This is a genomic window from Lacihabitans soyangensis, from assembly GCF_024343775.1.
Lineage (GTDB): Bacteria > Bacteroidota > Bacteroidia > Cytophagales > Spirosomataceae > Leadbetterella > Leadbetterella soyangensis.
Genome location: NZ_RJUF01000024.1, coordinates 1 through 18,680 on the forward strand (window position 1 = coordinate 1; position 18,680 = coordinate 18,680).

The window sequence follows — 18,680 nt, forward strand, 5'->3', positions numbered from 1 at the left end:
CTAGACCCGAGGCAATGGCAGCTGTCCCACCTGAAGGAGCCCATGAATAGGTATAATTAGGATTTCCACCAGATGCCGATACTGTAGCTGATCCGGTACTTGCTCCATTACAAAATATTCGTTTGTGCAGAAATAGATGCGACCAGGCCGTAGGCTGAGTGATGTTGACCGTTGCTGTTTTCTGACAAGAGTTGGCATCCGTCACCGTAACGGTGTAAGTTCCGGCTGATAGGCCGGTTGCTGTTGCTGCAGTACCCGTATAAGTGCCAGCTGCTAGACCCGTTGCCGTCGCCGCTGTTCCACCTGAAGGAGCCCACGAATAAGTGTAGGGAGCAGTACCGCTTGATGCTGTTACTGTTGCAGTTCCGTTATTTCCACCATTACAGCTCACATCCGTTTTGGAAAATAGACTTACTACAGGTGTTGAGACAATTGTTATTGCATTGGTGGCGACTCTACCGCTCACGCAGTTTGTTGATTCACAGGCTGCATAATAGGTAGTGGAAACAGTCGGAGAATTGGATAAATTTGTTCCTGTTCCGATATTTGAGCCACCTGTAGCAGTAGTGTACCAAGTGAGCGTTGTACCACTAGGGCAAGTACCCGATAGGGTTACACTTGTACCTGAACAAACAGTTGTGTTATTGACTGAAACAGAAGTAGGCTTTTTATTGTCAAAATCAAAAGGTACCACAAACGTACAAGTACCATCTGTTACTTGGGCATAAAGTGTTTGTGTACCAGTTGGGATAGTATTGTTTGCTGTAAACATATTTCCAACCGAAGTATAACTTCCTGCCGAGGTAGTTGCTCCTGCATCCGTGAAAATGCCACTTACTGAATAATTATTACTTCCACCCAAAGTAAAGATTGGACAAGAATTTGTAATTACTACTTTGTTATTTGTTATACCCGAAACAGCATTAGCTTTCAATACACCATTGTTTGTGAATGTGCCAGTGTTTGTAAAGCTATATGTATTTGGCATTTGAATTAAACCTGTATTGGTGGTTGTACCACCATTGGTGTAAGTACCACTCGCCATAAGTATTTTACCACAGGCATTGTTGTTAATTGTATTGCCAGTAGGGTTTTCAATACCAGTTCCCGAATTTATGTTTACTGTACCTGTATTGGTGAAGTTTGTAGTTCCCAAAAACTTAAAGGCCAAAACCGTACCGTCATAATTTATAGTTCCCGCATTACTGAAGTTTACAACATCTGTTGGTAAAGCCATCTCCACTCCGATGCCCCCCACTATGTTTATGATACCGTTTAGGCTATTGGTAATTGTTGCTGGTGTTGAAACAGAGCCAACACCGATTGCTTCATCGGTGCTATTAATTTTTATAGTACCATTGTTGGTTAAAACCGCATCTGTTGCTTGAAGATAAATATAGGCTGGAATAGCAGTATTTGTTGCCGATTCAATATTTATAGTTCCATTATTAGTCAATGTTCCTCCCGCAATTGTAAATCCTTTGCTTAGACCACCATCACCTCTTATGTTTAGTGTTCTTCCACTGTTGATTGTCAGAAGTGCTGTCGACTGAATTTCGATCGATTTAATATCAGGGACTGAAGAAGAGACAACTGGTTTATTAGCAGTATTAGGAATAATAACTTTCCCAGTGGTGAGGTCAGGCACCCAAGCGGGGTTCCAGTTACAAGCCGTGTTCCAATCTGTACTCAATAGCCCTGTCCAAGTGATATTTACATTTCCGGGTGATGAACCGAGTGGTGTACACGGATTGTATGATACATTGACATTTGTACTTGGTTCACTCACGCAAGTATTTGTTCCTGTACATCTGGCGAAAAATGTTTTGTTTGATGAAATTGTTGGGGTATTATTCGGTAAAGCTACCAAAGGATTGGCTGAATCATACCACGAGATAGTATTTGGTGAATTACAGCCGGAAGCCGTAAGAGTCGTTGTATTGCCAGAAACTGAAATGGTGGAGGGTAAGGCTACAGGGCTGGTTGGAGCTGGAGTAGAATTTACAGTAACTACTGTTTGAGATGTACTGGATGTACATCCAGTAACCACGATGTTCAAACTGTATGTTCCTCCAGCAGCTGTTGTTACATTGTTTATCCCAGGATTTTGTAAGGATGAACTAAAACCATTCGGGCCAGTCCAAGAATAGGTGGCTCCAGATACCAAGGGAGAAGACAACGATAAGTTATTTCCAACACAAAGTGGAGAATTAGATGAAATGGATGGTGTGGCAGGCGTAGTGTTAACAGTCACACTTCCATTAATATTGCTTGAGGTACAACCGTTTGCATTTTTTACAGTTAAGACATAAGAAATACTTGGGCCAGATGCACCACTACTTAGACCTACAGTTATTGGTGATAATGAAGGCATTGTAGCATCTATCACAGGGGTAATACCAGCTCCCGAAATTGAAAAAGTGGTTGGTGTACCTGAGGTAGTGGTATATGGAATTGTAAACGAGGTCGCTCCCGAACAAATTGCAGGGCTGGCACTGGTAGTAAGTGTAGGCAATGGATTTACTGTGACATTACCGATTACATTACTTGAAGTACACCCTCCAGCATTTCTTACTGTTAATGTGTAAGAAATACTTGAACCTGATGCTGGACCACTCAAACTTACTGTGATAGGCGATGAACTAGGTAAAGCTCCATTAGTTACTGTTGTGATGCCTGTTCCTGAAATTGAATAGGTAGTCGGGCTACCTGTTGTAGCAGTATAAGGTATCGTAAACTGCGTTGCTCCGGTACATATAGCAGGACTAGCACTGGTAGTAATGGTTGGTATAGGATTTACAACCACACTTCCCGTTACATTGCTTGAAACACAACCATTGGCATTTCTAACCGTCAGCGTATATGAATACGAGCTACCAGTGGCGGCACTGCTCAAATTAACTGTTATTGGTGTAGCAGGCAAAGAAGCATTGGTTACTGTTGTAATACCAGTACCCGAAATAGAGTAGGTTGTTGGAGAACCTGTTGTAGCGGTATAAGGTATTATGAATGAAGATACACCTTCACAAATGGCAGGGCTTGCACTTACCGAAATTGTTGGTAAAGGGTTCACTGTAATAAGGCCTGAATTAGTCCTGGCACTTTCACAGCCATTTACTTTACAAGCTGCTTGGTAAGTGGTGTTTGTGATCGGAGATTGACTAAAAGTAGCTCCAGATGCTGATGTGCCTAAAAGAGTACTCGGTGCAGCAACTGTATACCACTGAACCGTACCGATCGAACAAGTAGCTGAAAGCGAAATACTTTGTCCTGTACATATCGAGGTAGCTGTTGTAACCGCTGTTGGAGGTGGTATTACTATATTGCTTGTCGTAGTATTTGAATTTACAGTAGAAAAGTTACTGCCCGAAACTGAAGCTGTATTTGTGATTGCACAAGTACTTGGCGAATTGCTGATAGTAGCACTAAATGTAATAGTAGTGGATTTTCCGGCTGGAAGAAGGAAACCTGAGCCTGCACCGTTAACAGTTACGGTCTCGCCGGCCTCTATACCTGTCAAAGATTTTTGCGTATTATCCGAATCGTTTACATTTACTTTTTTCTCTACTAACGTGGCTTCTTCGTTTGAGGATTGCTTATCAATTCTTAAGTTACTTTCAGACCTAGCTAAATCGTCTGAAATTTTGGAGGATTCTAAAGAGGCCATTGTTGCCTTTCCTGGTTCTGCAATTAAAGCTGATGGTGCAGCATTGTTTGGGGTAAGGCATGTACCTCCCGCTCTAAATTCTAAAACACCAAAACCACTATCTCTAACACGAGTACTAAAAGGGGAGGAGCCTGGGCTATTTGGAGTATTACTGTTACCGTTCCAATATGTTGTAGAATTCGTTTCACCAACACCATTTATACCCTCTCTCCATATTCTACTGGCATTTCCTCCTGAAACTCCTTCAGTTCTAAATCTTAATAAACCGAGTCCGTTTACATCAATAGGGTTGATTGTATTTCCCGAAATTTTTACGCAATTGATTACATTTGACCATGTAGCACCACTACTGCCATTTCCACTAAGCACATCAATACCGTAATTAGATAATAGTTCTTCTATGATATTATTGGTAATTGTTGCATCAAGGCGAGCCGTTTCAGCTGCGGCTTCTGGAGTATTTTCAGCAGCTTGTAAAGTTAGGTTTCCTTTAGTAATGGTATTACTATTTACTTGAACTACTCCATTACTTTTACCTCTTACTAAGATATTAACAGCAGTACCAGCATCTGTCGAGTGTCGGGTTAGGATATTGCCATTAAATTTACCTTCCATTCCTCTGCCAGAGGCAGGTGTGAAGTCAGACCCATCAAAGTTATTACTATAAAATTCAATCGGTAAGCCTCCTTTTGTAAGTATAGAAGTATTGTTCAATACATTAAAAGTGGTTTTGGCACTTCTGAGGTTATACAAGTGAAAAGCACCACCCACATATGTAGTTCCTCCATCATAATTTACACTACTTCCCTGAATACCTACATCAGTTATTGCTGAACCAGTAGAAGTGGTGTAGACAGCATAGTTGTTGAATCTATAGAAGGCTGAGTTTTTAATATTGAGTGTTCCCACTGTACTGCTGTTGGCAGCAGTTGTAGTTTCGTAAGCAAGACCATGATTGTCATTCGGGCTGGTAGTTAGCTGACCAGTGAATGTCGAATTATTTACATTGAGTGTCATGGCTACATTTTCGTTTAGAATATGTACACATCGACGGTCGTATGACGTGGTTGCGGGAGTAGTTGGTACGTTCAAGGCATTAGCTCCAAGCGATAGTGCAGAATTGTTAATAGCACAAGTGCCCGATAAATTATTTGCATAAAAACAGCTCTTGGAGGTATTTGTGATATTCATGTAATTTAAACTTACGCTACTCACATTATTTAGAAAAACTCCATTTTCAGTAGTATTCTGTATAGTACCACCGCTACCAGCCGTAGTTCCAGAACCAGTAATATTTAGTGCACCGGTAGTATTTTGAATATTGAGACCATTGGCAGCACCACTAGCCGAGACACTGACGAATGTAAGAGCTAAACCTACCTTGTTAGAACTATTTGTTCCTGTAATATTTACACCAACATTGTTTGTTGCCGAAATGGTACCAGTGGTATTTGATAAACTTCCGGTCACAGAGGTTGCTTTGAGAGCAGTTGCAGTTGATGAACTGGCAGATATTTCTTGAAAACTGCAGGCCAATATACCATTGGTTAAATCTAGGGCTGCACCTGTACCAATTAAGTCCATTTCGGATGCAGTGAGGGTTCCAAAGTTATTGCCTACAATATCCTTGGTACTGTTGCCCATATCGAATCCTCTTAGTGTATTATTACTTCCTAGAGTAATGGTGGTTCCACTACTAATGGTAAGGTTAGGCTGGGAGAGATTAGTGGATGGCAATGCAGGGCTTGAATGGGCAGGTACCGTAACACCCGCAAAACTTGCTAGGGAGACAGTTGCTCCTGCTCCTAATACTTTCTGTCCTGATTTAAGAGTTGCGGCCCCCGTGTAAGTTCCCGAATACACAAATATTGTTTGATTTGCGGCTGGATTCGTCGCTCCAGAAAGTGCATTAGAAGCAGCAAAGTCAGACCAATTTTTAAACGGATTGGCCAATGTTCCAATGTTTGTGCTAGTCGTTGCTGCAATATCAACAAACCATATCGGGCTTGTAACTGTAATAGTAACTGTTCCGGTGCCTGTTAGGCTGCTTGAAGAGCCAGTAGCAGTATATGAAAAAGTAGTGGTCCCACTAAAACCTGCGTTTGGTGTGAAAGTAAAACTTCCGTTAGGATTAAACGTAACTGTACCGCTAGTTCCTGCGGTATTTACGGCTGTTACAGTGATTGGCTCATTGGTGGGGCTGTTGTCATTAGCCAAAAGTCCGCTTCCAGCAGGCACGTTGATACCCACGTTCCCTATGCTCGAATAAGCATCATCTCCTGCAATTGGAGTAGCTTTTACACTACCAGCAACCAATGTCAAGTCACTAATTAATTGATCTGTAAATAACACGCCTGTTGCATCATTAGCAGAACCAGAGGCCGTATTGCTCAAAATAATACTGTAATTAAGGATGCCTCCAGGTAAAGCATTACCACCACCTTGTACTGTTACAGATTTAGTAGCAGTTATAGTAGGTAAAAAGAAGGTTTCTTCAACCCAGTTTTGTGTTCTGCTCAAGTAATTTGTTTCGCCGACTTGCGGTTTCAAAACCATAGAGCGATATTTTCTTGGAGGATTGGTCTGTTTTGCGGCATTGGCTGGCTTGCTTTTTAGGTAAGCAGTAGAATCTACCCTATTTATATCTAAATTCGAAATACCAAACATGGTAAGTACAAATCCGATACTCGCAATTAAAAGATAAATTTGTTTCATATAAAAGGCCTTTAAAAATTATTTTTTATGAGAAAACTGCTTCATATTTCATCCCTTCAGAATCATAGCCTTTGGGAGATAAAAACATTGGTATGTCGCCTAGTAAGGGATGTATAATGATGTAAGTTGACTGTGGATAATATTCGTTTTTTTGTTTTGTTCTGAAAATAATCGAAAACGGTTTTCGCTCGAGTGGAGAATAACCATTCAGTGCTATCAATTCTACCAATTGAGCAGGAAGGGTTACTGTTGGCTCAAATTGAATGTCAAAACTTTTATCCAAAAAGTCTTTAAAATCATTATGTGTCAGTGTACTTAGTTTTTGTAATTCCATTGTAATAAATGATATACTCCGTTTGTTTCGGAAATTTTCTGAAAACCCAATCTTTTGTATAATGCCATTGCTGGATTAAAACTCTCCACATGAATAGTTATATGCTGCTCTATTATTTTTGCATGTTCCATAATATCATGCAGGATTGTTGTGCCTAAACCTTTTTTTTGAAACTCAGGTAACAAAGCGATGTCTATAATTCTCAAAGTGGCCTCAAAATTTTCTTGGTAATACAATCGCCCAATGATTTCACTACCTTTTTCTATTATCAAGAAATTGGCACCCAAATAATTCTTTTGATAATACTCATGTTGAGCTTCAAACTGTTGCGTAAGAAATGCCTGCTTCATGCCTTCAGTCCAATCGCTAACCTGGTTAAGCTCGGCCTCTCTGGTACCGAAATAAATTTTTTTCAGAAAGGGAACATCCCTTTCTGAAAAAAACCTAAGTTTTAAATCCTTATTTTTCAAAGATAAAATCATAGCCTTCTTATAGTTCTTAACCTAAAACTCACTGCCGAGGCGGAAAAACACCCTGCAAAGCAATGCAGAAGTTAAGTGTCAAATAGGGCTGCATATTATTATGAGGTAATGAACCACCGGTAATAGATAACTGATTGGGAGACATCGATGTATTGGCCACACTGTTGTAGGTCGGAATATTGGCAATGGCCAAATAACTTTGAGGCCCCGGAATTCCTCCAGAATTTGACAAATCAGCTACCACACTAACTTGGTGACTATGTATTGGCATTTCAGACTGGAGAAGTGTTATATTCTCAGAACCAGATATTTCACCAATATCGTGCAAACTCAAGCCAGGCCCTTGCCCCCAAAACATAGGTGCCGAGCCTTGTAGATTTGGAAGTGCAAAATTTGACTTACCATCACCACCGTATGTTGTTCCAAGAAGTGAAAATAAAGCCGTATTTTGAGATAAAGGCAATATTTGTCCTTGACAAAAAGCCCAACCTTTTGGAGCGAAATTAAAGCCGAATATTCTTATTTCGGCTACAAATGGATCTGCCATAATGTTTTTAGTTTAAAGGCCAATTTTAGAATTGATAATATTTTTTAGAAAAGATTCTACCCACAATCAGAATGCATTTGCATCGAAATATGGATCAATTTGTTATTAGGTAGGACTTGGGTAAATACCAAATAATGAAATGATAAAGCTAACACATAAATAAGGCATCATATTCTCATGGGGTTGGCTACCTCCAGTATTATTAATCGAAGCAGCATTCATGGTATCGCTGGGGGTGTCCCTCAAATACAAATTAGCTGTAGCATTAGCCAAAGAGTTACCTTGTGGCGAGCTCGCCGATGCTGCAGTACCTGATACTAACATAAGGTGATTGTGAGCCGGTATCTGATTGTTTGTCAAAGTAACTGACTCAGAACCTCCTGTTTGTCCTATTATATAATTACTGCCGATACCAGGACCCTGCCCCATGTGCACTGGTAACCTTCCTCTCATGTCAGGTACAGCGTAAGTTTGCTGCCCATCACCTCCATAGGTGGTACCAATCAACTGAAAAAGAGTTTCGTATTCGCTTATTGGCAAAAGACTTCCATCACAAAAAGCCCATCCTGCGGGGGCGAAATTCCCCGCAAACATTCTTATTTCGCCTACATATGGTTGTGCCATAATTTTCTTGTTTTAAGGTTAATAATTAGTTTTGACTCGGAAAAATACCCTGCAAGGCTATACTAAAATTAATCGTTAGAAAGGGCTGCAGGTTGTTATGAGCTTGGCTGCCTCCGACTTGCGAAACAGTATTGGCTGGTAATGATGTCGCTGCAGGCCCATTGGTATAAATGTTTGGAGGGGCAGAGTTAGAGAAAAAATTACCTATGGGACTGGTGACATTACCAGTAGTTCCATTGTTTGCACCCACAAAATGAGAATGGGCTGGCATTTGTGTTAAATTAAGGGTTACGTTTTCAGTACCCGCCCTCTCACCAAGCGTGTGTCCGTTTCCAAACGATATTGGAGTTCTACTTCTCATGTCTGGTAACCCGAAAGTAGTTTGACCATTTCCACCAAAAGTTGTACCCAATAGTGAAAAAAGGGCTTGATTTTGATTGATGGGAAGTAATTGCCCGTTACATAATGCCCATCCTTTGGGGGCAAATCCAAAGGACATCAATCGAATTTCGGCTAAAAAAGGTTCTGCCATAGTTTAAGTGTTTACATGGTTATAAAGAATCGGTCGAAATACTTTTCAAAATTACCCAAGCTCAAGTGGCGACACATGGGTAAAAATACCTGTTTTCAGTTTGGCCCTTCCGAAATATTCACTAGACCAATATACTTGTCTCGTTTTTCTGCTTTTCCAGAAAAACAACCCTTTTCATTCCCTTACCTTCAAATGCCAGACTGCCAACAATACCATTTTCCGCCAGATTTATTTTAATAATCATTCTTGAGGTATTACACATAAAAGAATTATTAAGACCATCAATCACCCGTCTTTGAGGTAAGATATCAGATGACTGAAAATTCGAAAGTTTTGTAAGTTCATTGGATAAAATCAGAAACAAATCAGCTTCATGTTGATTCAAAACACCTACATACTTCCAATTTTCGTGTTTGCAAAAAAGCAATACAACTTCGTCTATCAATTCGCCATGAATTTCTAATCTGATTGGGCTCACTGCATAATTTTTGGATGCATTGAGCAAACAACCTCCTGGAGAATTATTATAACCTAGTTTTCTGAATGAATCCGTATGACTTTGATGTAAACTTGCCAGTTCTAAAGGAAGAAAATGGGAATGTAAACCAAACAAGTCTTTGAAAGTTTGACTTCGGCTTTTTGAATTGTTGGAGAAAATATCTTTTCTAGCAAAGGCTTGGTTGACTGCAAGCATGGCTAAAGCAATAAATCCTCTTCTTTTAATTTTCATGACTAATGGGTTAGGGAAAAATCTAAAGGTTGTCACAATAACTGAAAACCACTAGAACTTTTTATTTATGCAAAGCTATCGAAGGTCTTCATTAATAGTGTAGCCCGATAAGGTAATTCGATAGCCCGATAAGTTAAAGTAGACTTGGTTTTAAATTACTAAGAACCTGCGAAGGCAGCATTCCATGCACTTTCTTAAATGCATTCGAGAATTTGGAAGGATTTTCATAGCCGAAATATAGGGCAACATTTTTTATTTGAACATCGCCGTCTATTAACATTTTCATCGCCAATTTCATTTGCTCATTCCTGTAAAATTGAAATGGTGGCATTTTAAACGTTCTCTTAAAGTTAGACTTCAACTTTGATGGAGACATATTTATTTTTTCAGCAAGAACTTCAATCCCTGGAAATCCATTTTTCAAATTTTCCAAAAGTATTTGTTCAATTTTCTTTATGGAAACAGCCCCCAATTCATCTGGAGTGCCAAGAATACCTTCTTGATCGGTTTCTATTTTTTCCAAAAACCTTTTGAGTACCGCTAAAGTGTTAATCTTGAGTTTTAGTTTGCTAAAAAGTTGCTCAGACTGCTCAGAGAATCCTTTCCATATTTCTAAAGCATAGAAATTGGCATCTTGTAACAATCCTTCCCAACTTAAATATCCAAGTTCATTTTTTAAAAGTTTTTGAAGAATAAATTCATCTGAAAATCCTTCTATTCGAAAATTTTCGTTTACCCATTTTTGACTAAAAGCGAAATTAAAAAATAGACCTTTCGTTCCTTTAAGATGAAAGGCATCGATCGATACTCCCGGTCTATAGATAGCCCAACTATTATTTTTGACTTTTTGATTATTGATGTTTATTTCAAGAACTGGTGCTGTGGGGTTTTCAAACATAGAAAAGGCCAAAAAATAATAATCGGAGGGTACATTGTCATAAACAGCTTTGGTACGTACGTTGGCCTTAAACTCCAGCTCAGAAACCAACAACCAAAGGCCAGCTTCTACTTCATTATAGTGTAATACGCCTTTGGTGAACGGATTGTTGGAATACAATATATTTCTTTTAGGATCTTGGCTCACAAAAGGCATACTTCTGAAACTTTCCACCATCAATGCCGGCGTATTGTTTAGGTATGGAAGTACGAAAAAACCATCTTCGTAATAAAATAGATACTTCTCAAATTTCTTGAACCACTGGAGTACTCGCTTTAGCGGCATTATTTTTAATTTTTCATGACAATTATTCCTTAACAAGCTATGGGGAAGAGCGTTAATTTCTATTTTGAAAAATAGAAACTAAAAATTTGTGTTAAGGAATTTGAATAGCGGCTTTTTTTAAAGTCTTGTTAATACAAATGTGTCGAAAATTGCACCCAAAACAAAATGGAGTGGTTATTTTTTTATCAATCTCTCAAAGTATTTGTTCGAAATTTAGGCTTTATCGTAGGCTATTCTCTCCATTTCAAAACTTCTACGGTTTTCAGTCTTTCTGGAAATACCAAATCCGTTAAAACAACTTTTCCTCCATTTACATAAACTTCTACAAGGGTCCTATCTACCAAAATATCCAACCGAAGTTTATTCTTCTCAGGCATCACTTTAACAGACTCCACACTCGGAAAGCGTTGGTGAAAGTCAGTTTTACCTGAGTTGATACGATCTAGCGAAAGCATATTGGAAGCCACATCATATCTTAGTTTAAGATAATGTTCTGCAGTTTTAAGAAGTTCTAAATCAAAGCCTTTGGATGTACCAAGATTAATGTCCAAACTTAAAGCATAGGAATTTGCAGTCTTCTCGCCAAGCTTGCTATTTAAGGAATAACCTGGCGACAAGAACAATTCCTCTTTCGTTAGTTTTTCGCTTATAATGGGCTGTTGTTGAAGCTTATACGTGTTTCCTGTTTTGTAGAGTGATAATTTTCGGGCTACCGAAAAACCACCTCGATAGCCATCTGGTGCAGGTATATCATTGGCATATTCCCAGTCGTTTGTCCAGCCTATTATAATTGGATTTTTCTGGTTTTTGGGGAGATTATAGAATGGAACGGCTGCATAAAAATCTTTACCTTCGTCTACATAAAAGACTTCGTTCTGCTTTTGAGGTTTAAAAGAATTTCCGTCAAAATCGCCAACAAAATATTGCATGGCCAAATAACCAGCCTGACGGTGCCCGCTCGAAATCATCAATACCCATTTGGTTTCCGCTGTATTCACAATCGGTATTTTTACCAGTGATGGACATTCCCAAATCTTGGTCATATCGCCTTGTTTGCCAAATTCGCTCATAAAAGTCCATTTTTTCAAGTCTTTTGAGGAGTAAAATTGGACTATATATTCCAAAGGTTTCACCACGGTCATGATCCATTTTTTCTCAGACGGCCACCAGATTACATTTGGGTCACGGAAATTGGTGAGACCTATGTCCAGAACGGGGTTTTTGTCGAAATATTTCCAAGTACGGCCTTTGTCTGAACTGTAAGCCAAGCTCTGATGTTGTGCCAAATCCTGTCCAGGTTTAGAGACATGAGAAGTAAAAACAGCTATCAAGCCTTTCTTAAAACCTGCCTTGAACAATCCGGAAGTATTGAAACTATCTACCACCACACAACCTGAAAAAATCATGGTTGTGCTACCATCACCATTTTGAATTTCAGGCAATGCAAGTGGCAAAGTCTCCCATTTTATTAAATCCTTGCTCACCGCATGCCCCCAACTCATGTGCCCCCATTTATCTCCAAACGGATTGTATTGATAAAACAAATGATATTCGCCATCGAGATAAACCAGCCCATTGGGGTCATTTACCCAGTTTTTGGGTGGAGTATAGTGATAATTGGGACGAAAATCTTGGGCGAAAGATTGCACTATTGCCATTTCGAAAACACATAACAGTAAAGTTATCTTAACAATTTTCACTATAAATTTAATTTAATCATTACCACATCCATCTATTACTGCCTTGAAAGTGGATCCAGGCAATACCTCAAATCCAGGATTCAGCAATATACTCTTTTGTGAGTCATAAACAATATTACTCACTGGACTAATCTTCGTTATGGAATTTATTTGGTCATTTGATTCAAACTTCGATTTTGTATTCGTTAAAAAACCGCTATAAATAGGGGAGTTATGACAATCATTAAAAACTATTTTCTGTGATGGTTTACTAATGCACCCATTTGTAACACATTTAACAGTTTGAAATACATTACTGGTCGGAGTATGGACAATACTGTTGGGTTCACTTAATGAACTATTGAAACTCCAATCTGAAAATTGTGTGCAATTAGATGCGAAAGTAACCGCATCGCCAATTCTTGCGTTTTCAGGAGAGTAAGTGATGGTAGGTTCTGGAGTTTCTGTATAGGTTAGTTGGACGGTTGAACTGGCCGTTCCAGCACACGAGCCTCCTGTAATGGTGGCTGTAAGGGTATAGATGCCTGCCATAGCCGCAGTTATGGGTGCATTAAAATAAAAAAATCGATCAGCTACACTAAAGCCATTTGGACCTGTCCAAGAATAAGCAGTACTCGCAATTCCATTATATTCTTGATTTGAACCGCCATCTAAAATCACAATATTACCATCGCAGGCGTTGGCTACAAAGTTATTTGTGGCTTGTGGATTGATGTTACCCACCGTCTCAGAGTAAATAAAGGGGGTTACTTTAGGGATATTTGAAAGTGTAACAATATTAGAAGCAACCCTCGTCTCTGGGCAACCATTAAACGATATTGTTGCTGAATACAAACCAGAGGAAGCTGCCGAAACAGGCGATACGCTATACCCACGACTGGAGTTTGTAACATTTAAGCCATTTGGGCCAGTCCAATTGATACTGCTAATGTTATCGCTTGAAAAATTACTGTAATTTTCAACCTGAATATAAATCCCTCCTGTATTTACTAAGCAATATTCGCCTCCATATGATCCAGTACTCAATACAAATGAAGGGGCTGAATTAACCATGTTTAAACTAACACTTGCCGTACTGGTAACATTACAACCACCACCCAATACTGCTGTCAGACTATATAAGCCAACTTTATTTGCGTTCATTCCTGTTATTGTTGCGGAGGCTTGGGTGCTATTAAATCCATCAGGGCCCGACCATTGATAAGAAACAACTGGAATAGGACCCGAAGTACTTAAAGTTGTGTTAGCACCTGGGCATAGATTTGTCCCATTTAAGTTGATATAAACCCTTGGGTTTGTCAAAATAGAAAGTGTAACAGTAGCTGTAGCGGTAGATATACAGGAACCAGTGAAAGTAGCACTTAAAGTATATATTCCGGCATGAATGGACGAAAAATTAGAAATGGATAGATTTTGCCCAGTACTTGTAAATGAGTTCGGTCCTGCCCAACTATATGTCACTTGTCCAGATTTGTTAGTGCCTGCCACTAATTCTGTTGTACCACCTATGCAATATTGACGACTACCATTTACATAAGCAGTAAAACTTTCTAAGCTTAATGTAACACTGCTGCTAGCTATTCCGGTACATGCTCCTGAATACGAGGCCGTAACGGTATAGCTACCTACTTTGGAAGCATTAAAATCTGTAAGTCCTAGAGAAACACCATTGCTAGAGAACCCATTTGGCCCGGCCCAAGAATATAAAACAGAAAGACTGGAATTACTAAATTGTGCGATATTGTTGGAACTTCCACCCTGGCAAATAGCTGTTGTGCCAGATATATAAACAGAGGGGGTAAACATAGTAAGATTAATGGTGCTTGTACTCGACCCACTACATGTACCTGTGTAAGTTATGGTAGAAGTATAAACTCCAGCTTTCGATGAATTAAAATTACTGATGGTTGGATTAGAAATATTGCTTGAAAAGCCACCAGGCCCACTCCAAGAGTAAGTTAAGCTTAGGCCAGAAGTAGAGGCATTCAAAAAAGTTTGAAATGAAATGTTGGCTCCCGAACAACTGAGACCAGAATAAAAAGCCGCACCAGGCAAATTGTTCGAAACGGTAATCGAATTCGTTGCAGTGGCTTTGCCTGAACACCCTCCGACATATGTTGCTGTTAAAGTATAAATTCCAGAGGCTTGCGTGGTAACGTTTGTCAAAGTCGGACTTGATTGAGTGCTGAAGAAAGAATTTGGCCCAGACCATGCGTAGCTGGGAGTTTGGCTGTATATCACCTCAGAGGAACTGTTCAAATTAAAAGATTGACCAGGGCAGACGATTCTTGGAGAAATTTGACTCAATGTCGGTGTTGAGGTTAAGGTCAAACTCACAGTGGCGGTATATAACTTACAAGACTCCATTGCGATACTTGTAGTATAAGTTCCTTGGTTTGAAATACCCGCATTGATTATAGAAACGGGGTATCCCGTCCCAGTGAAAGCATTTGGACCTGACCAGTCAAATGGTAACGATGATGAGCCTAAGCTAATATTAAAAGTGGCAAAAAGACTGACATTAGAGCCGCTACAATACTTATATGTTCCATTCGAATTAGAGCCATTGGCATTGGCTATTAAACCAAAAGAATCTTTGTTTTGTAATAAAAATGATGAAGACTCATTACTGGTGGTTGTACCGCCATTTACTTTAATTCTTATTTTGTAATTCGTACCTGTAGAAATATTTGTGGGTAAGGTTATACTTACAGGACTGGTAGTTCCGCTACCTATAACCGTAGGGCTAGTAAAAACCCCTAACGCATCAGAAAGCTCAACATTAAAAACTGTACCGTTCGCAAAAGTACCATTTAGATCAAATGGTATGTTTGCAGTTCCGCCAAAACAAAGGATTGATTTGTTGAATTTATTGTCAATTGTAGGATATATAAAACCCCTCATAGCAGCTGTAAAAACACCTCTGCCTTCTGTACTGATAGCCAACACACTATCAGCAGTTCTAAAAGCAATCCTACTTACGGGCACATTTGGCAATCCAGTGTTGCTTTGTTCCCAACTTGGATTAGTGTCTGTTATATTATTGGTTGTAAAAATACCCAAACTGGTGGCTAAAATAACTTTTGGAGTAGATGGGGCAAAAACTGCGTGCTTCACTGGAATATTTGGCAAGCCATGACTTAGCTCGTCTTTATTTACCCAAGTAGTTCCGCCATTATTGGTGTACCAAACCGAACTCACGCCAAAATTGCTGTAGGTAACCAATATCTCATTTTCTGTTGCTCCTAAATCTATGGACGAAACCGAACCACTTGGTAGTTGCCCATTTGACAAACTGGTCACTACAGGTGTTGTATTGATGTTTGTCACTTTCACCAAGCTGGTGGAAGACATATTAAACTGATAGCCTACAAAAATCGTATTGGCGGTTTTTCCGACTTTAATATAATTGACAGGCATCAAAGTTGAAATTACTACATCTTGTGATGTTATTAAATTATCCGTTGTGAGTTGTGTTATCCTAAAAGTTGTATTGTTACTACCAAAATTGGAAGTTACGAAACTGTAGATTTTATTATTGAAATAATCCCAATCAGAGATTTTGGTATTTACCGGTATGGACTTTAAGTAGTTAAGACTTCCATCGTACAAATTTCCAGCTAAAACAACCTGATTATTATTTGTTTGATTTACCATGGCAGGGTAGTTTACAAAATAGCTATTGAAAGTCTTGCTTGTCGTGCCCAATGAATGCAACGCATTGTTTATGGCGAATTCCGGTGTAACCACCAAACCGTTTTCCACAATGTTTTTTAGTGCAATGGCCGAAGAAAACCCAAGCCTTATATTTTTGTTTCTTGCTATTAAAGCTGACCCCGTGGTGGTGATATTGGCAAAATCTGGGGAGTAATAAATCCCTGTTGCAGACGCAACCACAATTGACTGATTATCAGACCCAAGAGCTATTGTATTATAGCTATTTATACTGCCATTTGCAGTTAATGATGTCCAACTGGCACCTCCATCTAGCGTTTTGGCGATATAATATCCTCCCAAAATAACTATGTCACTATTTTGTGGATGAACATTTAAAGAATGTCCGAGGGTGTGATTAAAAAGACTGTAACCATAGGCATTGTTAGGCACGTTTATATTTGTCCATGTAATTCCTCCATTTATAGATTTTTTAAACCAAGCTGCCGTTCCATTAGATATTGAGACAGCGTATATTACTTGAGTGGCACTATTTGCGGAATTCCCTAAACCTATTTGGGTTTTTCCGCCGGTTGAATTTGGAGTAATATCTGACCATGAAGTTCCTGAAGTATTAGTGGATTTATAAACCTTAGAGTTATTGAAATCACCAAAAGCCGCATATAATATCCCATCATTTCCAATTTCAAGGTCGGTACCGTATGGAGTGGTCAATAAAAATGACCAATTGTCACCTCCATCTGTTGATTTTAACAGCCCTTGCCATGTCTGAACAAAGATGCCCTCTGTATTTATGATTACTTTATTGATAAATTGCATGGCATAGGCCACAGTGCCAGTAACCGAAGAGTTAGGAATGGTACTATTAATTCTTATAAAAGTTATACCCCCATCAGTAGATTTGTAAATCCCCGAACCAGAGTATTGACCAAAATTAGCTCCGTAGTCGCCGGTTGCCACATACATTTCAAGAGTATTGGAAGGATTAAAAGTAATCCAACTAATATTTAGGCTTGGCCAGTTATCTCCATCATTAACCATTTGCCAGCTCGAATTAGAATCAGTTATGTCGTTGTTAAACCATAAGCCACCGCCAACTGAGCCAGCCCAATACTTTTTGCCCGCAACGTCATTTAGATCCCGAGTGACACACCTCATATCTCCACCTAAGTCTTTAGGTCCTCGTTCGTACCAAGTCAAATTTGGAGAAATAGCTGAATTTATAGACTTGTTAACAGAGGTTTTCTTCAACAATTCCTCACGTGCTTTTTCTATTTCGGTGAATGGAATTTTCCCTGTGGACGGGTCCGCATATTGCAGAACAAATCGTTGTTTCTCAACTTCAATACTATCAATTTGGGATTGATTGAAAATTTGTGAAGATGAATTTTGAATTATAAAAAATAATAAAATGGATTTGAAGAGGGTTTTATAAGGTATCATAATAAGTTTTAAAAAGTAGAATTATAGTGGAATCAAATTTATTGAAAAATATGCATTTGCAAAAGAAAAGTTAATACAAAAGAGAATTAGATTTTCGATTCATATAAGCACTCCGCATCCTCCCTCTTAAACAGTTGCGTGCCCTCATTCATAGTGGCTGCCGAGCCACAAGCTACGCCCCATTTCAATACATCTGAGAGAGGCAAATTTTGGCTCAATGCCCACACCATTCCACCTACCATACTATCTCCAGCTCCTACTGTGCTTTTCTTTTCAACTTTTGGTGCTGCCACAAAGTGTGTTTGGTCGTTGTTAAAGAGCATAGCTCCGTCAGGCCCCATAGAAACCACTACAATTTCGCATTTGTACTTTTCTATTATTGCTTTGGCAGCACTTTCCACTTGGCTGGATTCTATTTTCTCGAGGCCTAGTAGTTTAGCTAGCTCCTTGTGGTTAGGCTTAATTAGATACGCCCCGCATTCAAGTGCATATTTCAAAGCATCACCAGATGTATCCACAATAATCTTCGGTTTATTTTCTCCAAAAATCTCTGATATGCGTTTAAAGATTATCGAAGATAGATTTTCTGGTAAACTTCCGCTAACTACCAATATTTCAGGATTTCGGTTTTTAACCTTCGCCAAAATTTCCTCAAGCTCCTCCAACGTAAGCTCAGGGCTGGGCATTCCGAATCTGTATTGAGCATTAGTTGCACTATCAACAGCAATAAAATTTTCTCTTGTCCAAGCCACTGTCTCCACTGTTTCAAAAAGTACATTCTCTTTTTTTACCAAATCTTTAAGCAAATCGCCAATGGGCCCACCAGCAGGAAAAAAAGCAATAGACTCACCACCCAGTCGGTTTATGGCCTTGGATACATTGATTCCGCCACCGCCCGCATCATAAACAGGCTGCTCGCATCTGATTTTGTGTTCAGCCACTAAACCTTCAAACTTGGTGTTTTTATCTACAGCGGGGTTTATGGTGAGTGTAACTATTTTGGACATTA

Annotated in this window: 11 protein-coding genes; all 11 read right to left on the bottom strand. The window is 39.2% G+C overall.

Annotated features, from left to right (window positions below):
- Positions 1 to 6,382, bottom strand: a 6,382-nt coding sequence (locus EGI31_RS09860) for an Ig-like domain-containing protein (protein WP_255037065.1), incomplete at its 3' end; no start/stop codon positions are given.
- A gap of 25 nt (positions 6,383 to 6,407) precedes the next feature.
- The gene (locus EGI31_RS09865) at positions 6,408 to 6,716 is read right to left on the bottom strand and encodes a DUF6916 family protein (RefSeq protein ID WP_255037066.1); all 309 of its coding nucleotides are present in this window, start codon (positions 6,714 to 6,716) and stop codon (positions 6,408 to 6,410) included.
- Positions 6,698 to 7,198 (bottom strand): GNAT family N-acetyltransferase, encoded by a 501-nt coding sequence (locus tag EGI31_RS09870; RefSeq protein ID WP_255037067.1) that lies wholly within the window; start codon positions 7,196 to 7,198, stop codon positions 6,698 to 6,700. Before EGI31_RS09870 ends, EGI31_RS09865 begins: the two co-directional genes overlap by 19 nt.
- Before the next feature lie 28 nt (positions 7,199 to 7,226).
- Positions 7,227 to 7,745 carry a phage tail protein gene (locus EGI31_RS09875; RefSeq protein WP_255037068.1) on the bottom strand — a complete coding sequence of 173 codons (519 nt, stop codon included), beginning with the start codon at positions 7,743 to 7,745 and terminating at the stop codon, positions 7,227 to 7,229.
- A 105-nt stretch (positions 7,746 to 7,850) separates the two neighbouring features.
- A complete protein-coding gene (locus EGI31_RS09880; RefSeq protein ID WP_255037069.1) occupies positions 7,851 to 8,369 on the bottom strand; it encodes a phage tail protein in 519 nt (172 codons plus the stop codon).
- Positions 8,370 to 8,394: 25 nt separating this feature from the next.
- Positions 8,395 to 8,901: a phage tail protein gene (locus EGI31_RS09885; RefSeq protein WP_255037070.1), complete on the bottom strand. Its 507-nt coding sequence runs from the start codon at positions 8,899 to 8,901 to the stop codon at positions 8,395 to 8,397.
- A gap of 121 nt (positions 8,902 to 9,022) precedes the next feature.
- A complete protein-coding gene (locus tag EGI31_RS09890) occupies positions 9,023 to 9,631 on the bottom strand; it encodes a hypothetical protein (protein WP_255037071.1) in 609 nt (202 codons plus the stop codon).
- A gap of 133 nt (positions 9,632 to 9,764) precedes the next feature.
- Positions 9,765 to 10,853: a helix-turn-helix domain-containing protein gene (locus EGI31_RS09895; protein WP_255037072.1), complete on the bottom strand. Its 1,089-nt coding sequence runs from the start codon at positions 10,851 to 10,853 to the stop codon at positions 9,765 to 9,767.
- Positions 10,854 to 11,083: 230 nt separating this feature from the next.
- Positions 11,084 to 12,511 carry a glycoside hydrolase family 32 protein gene (locus EGI31_RS09900; RefSeq protein WP_255037073.1) on the bottom strand — a complete coding sequence of 476 codons (1,428 nt, stop codon included), beginning with the start codon at positions 12,509 to 12,511 and terminating at the stop codon, positions 11,084 to 11,086.
- Between the two features lie 54 nt (positions 12,512 to 12,565).
- Positions 12,566 to 17,671, bottom strand: coding sequence for a 3-coathanger stack domain-containing protein (locus EGI31_RS09905; protein ID WP_255037074.1), 5,106 nt, complete (start codon positions 17,669 to 17,671; stop codon positions 12,566 to 12,568).
- A gap of 86 nt (positions 17,672 to 17,757) precedes the next feature.
- Complete coding sequence (locus tag EGI31_RS09910) at positions 17,758 to 18,678, bottom strand: 1-phosphofructokinase family hexose kinase (RefSeq protein ID WP_255037075.1); 921 nt, start codon at positions 18,676 to 18,678, stop codon at positions 17,758 to 17,760.
- Positions 18,679 to 18,680: the final 2 nt, after the last annotated feature.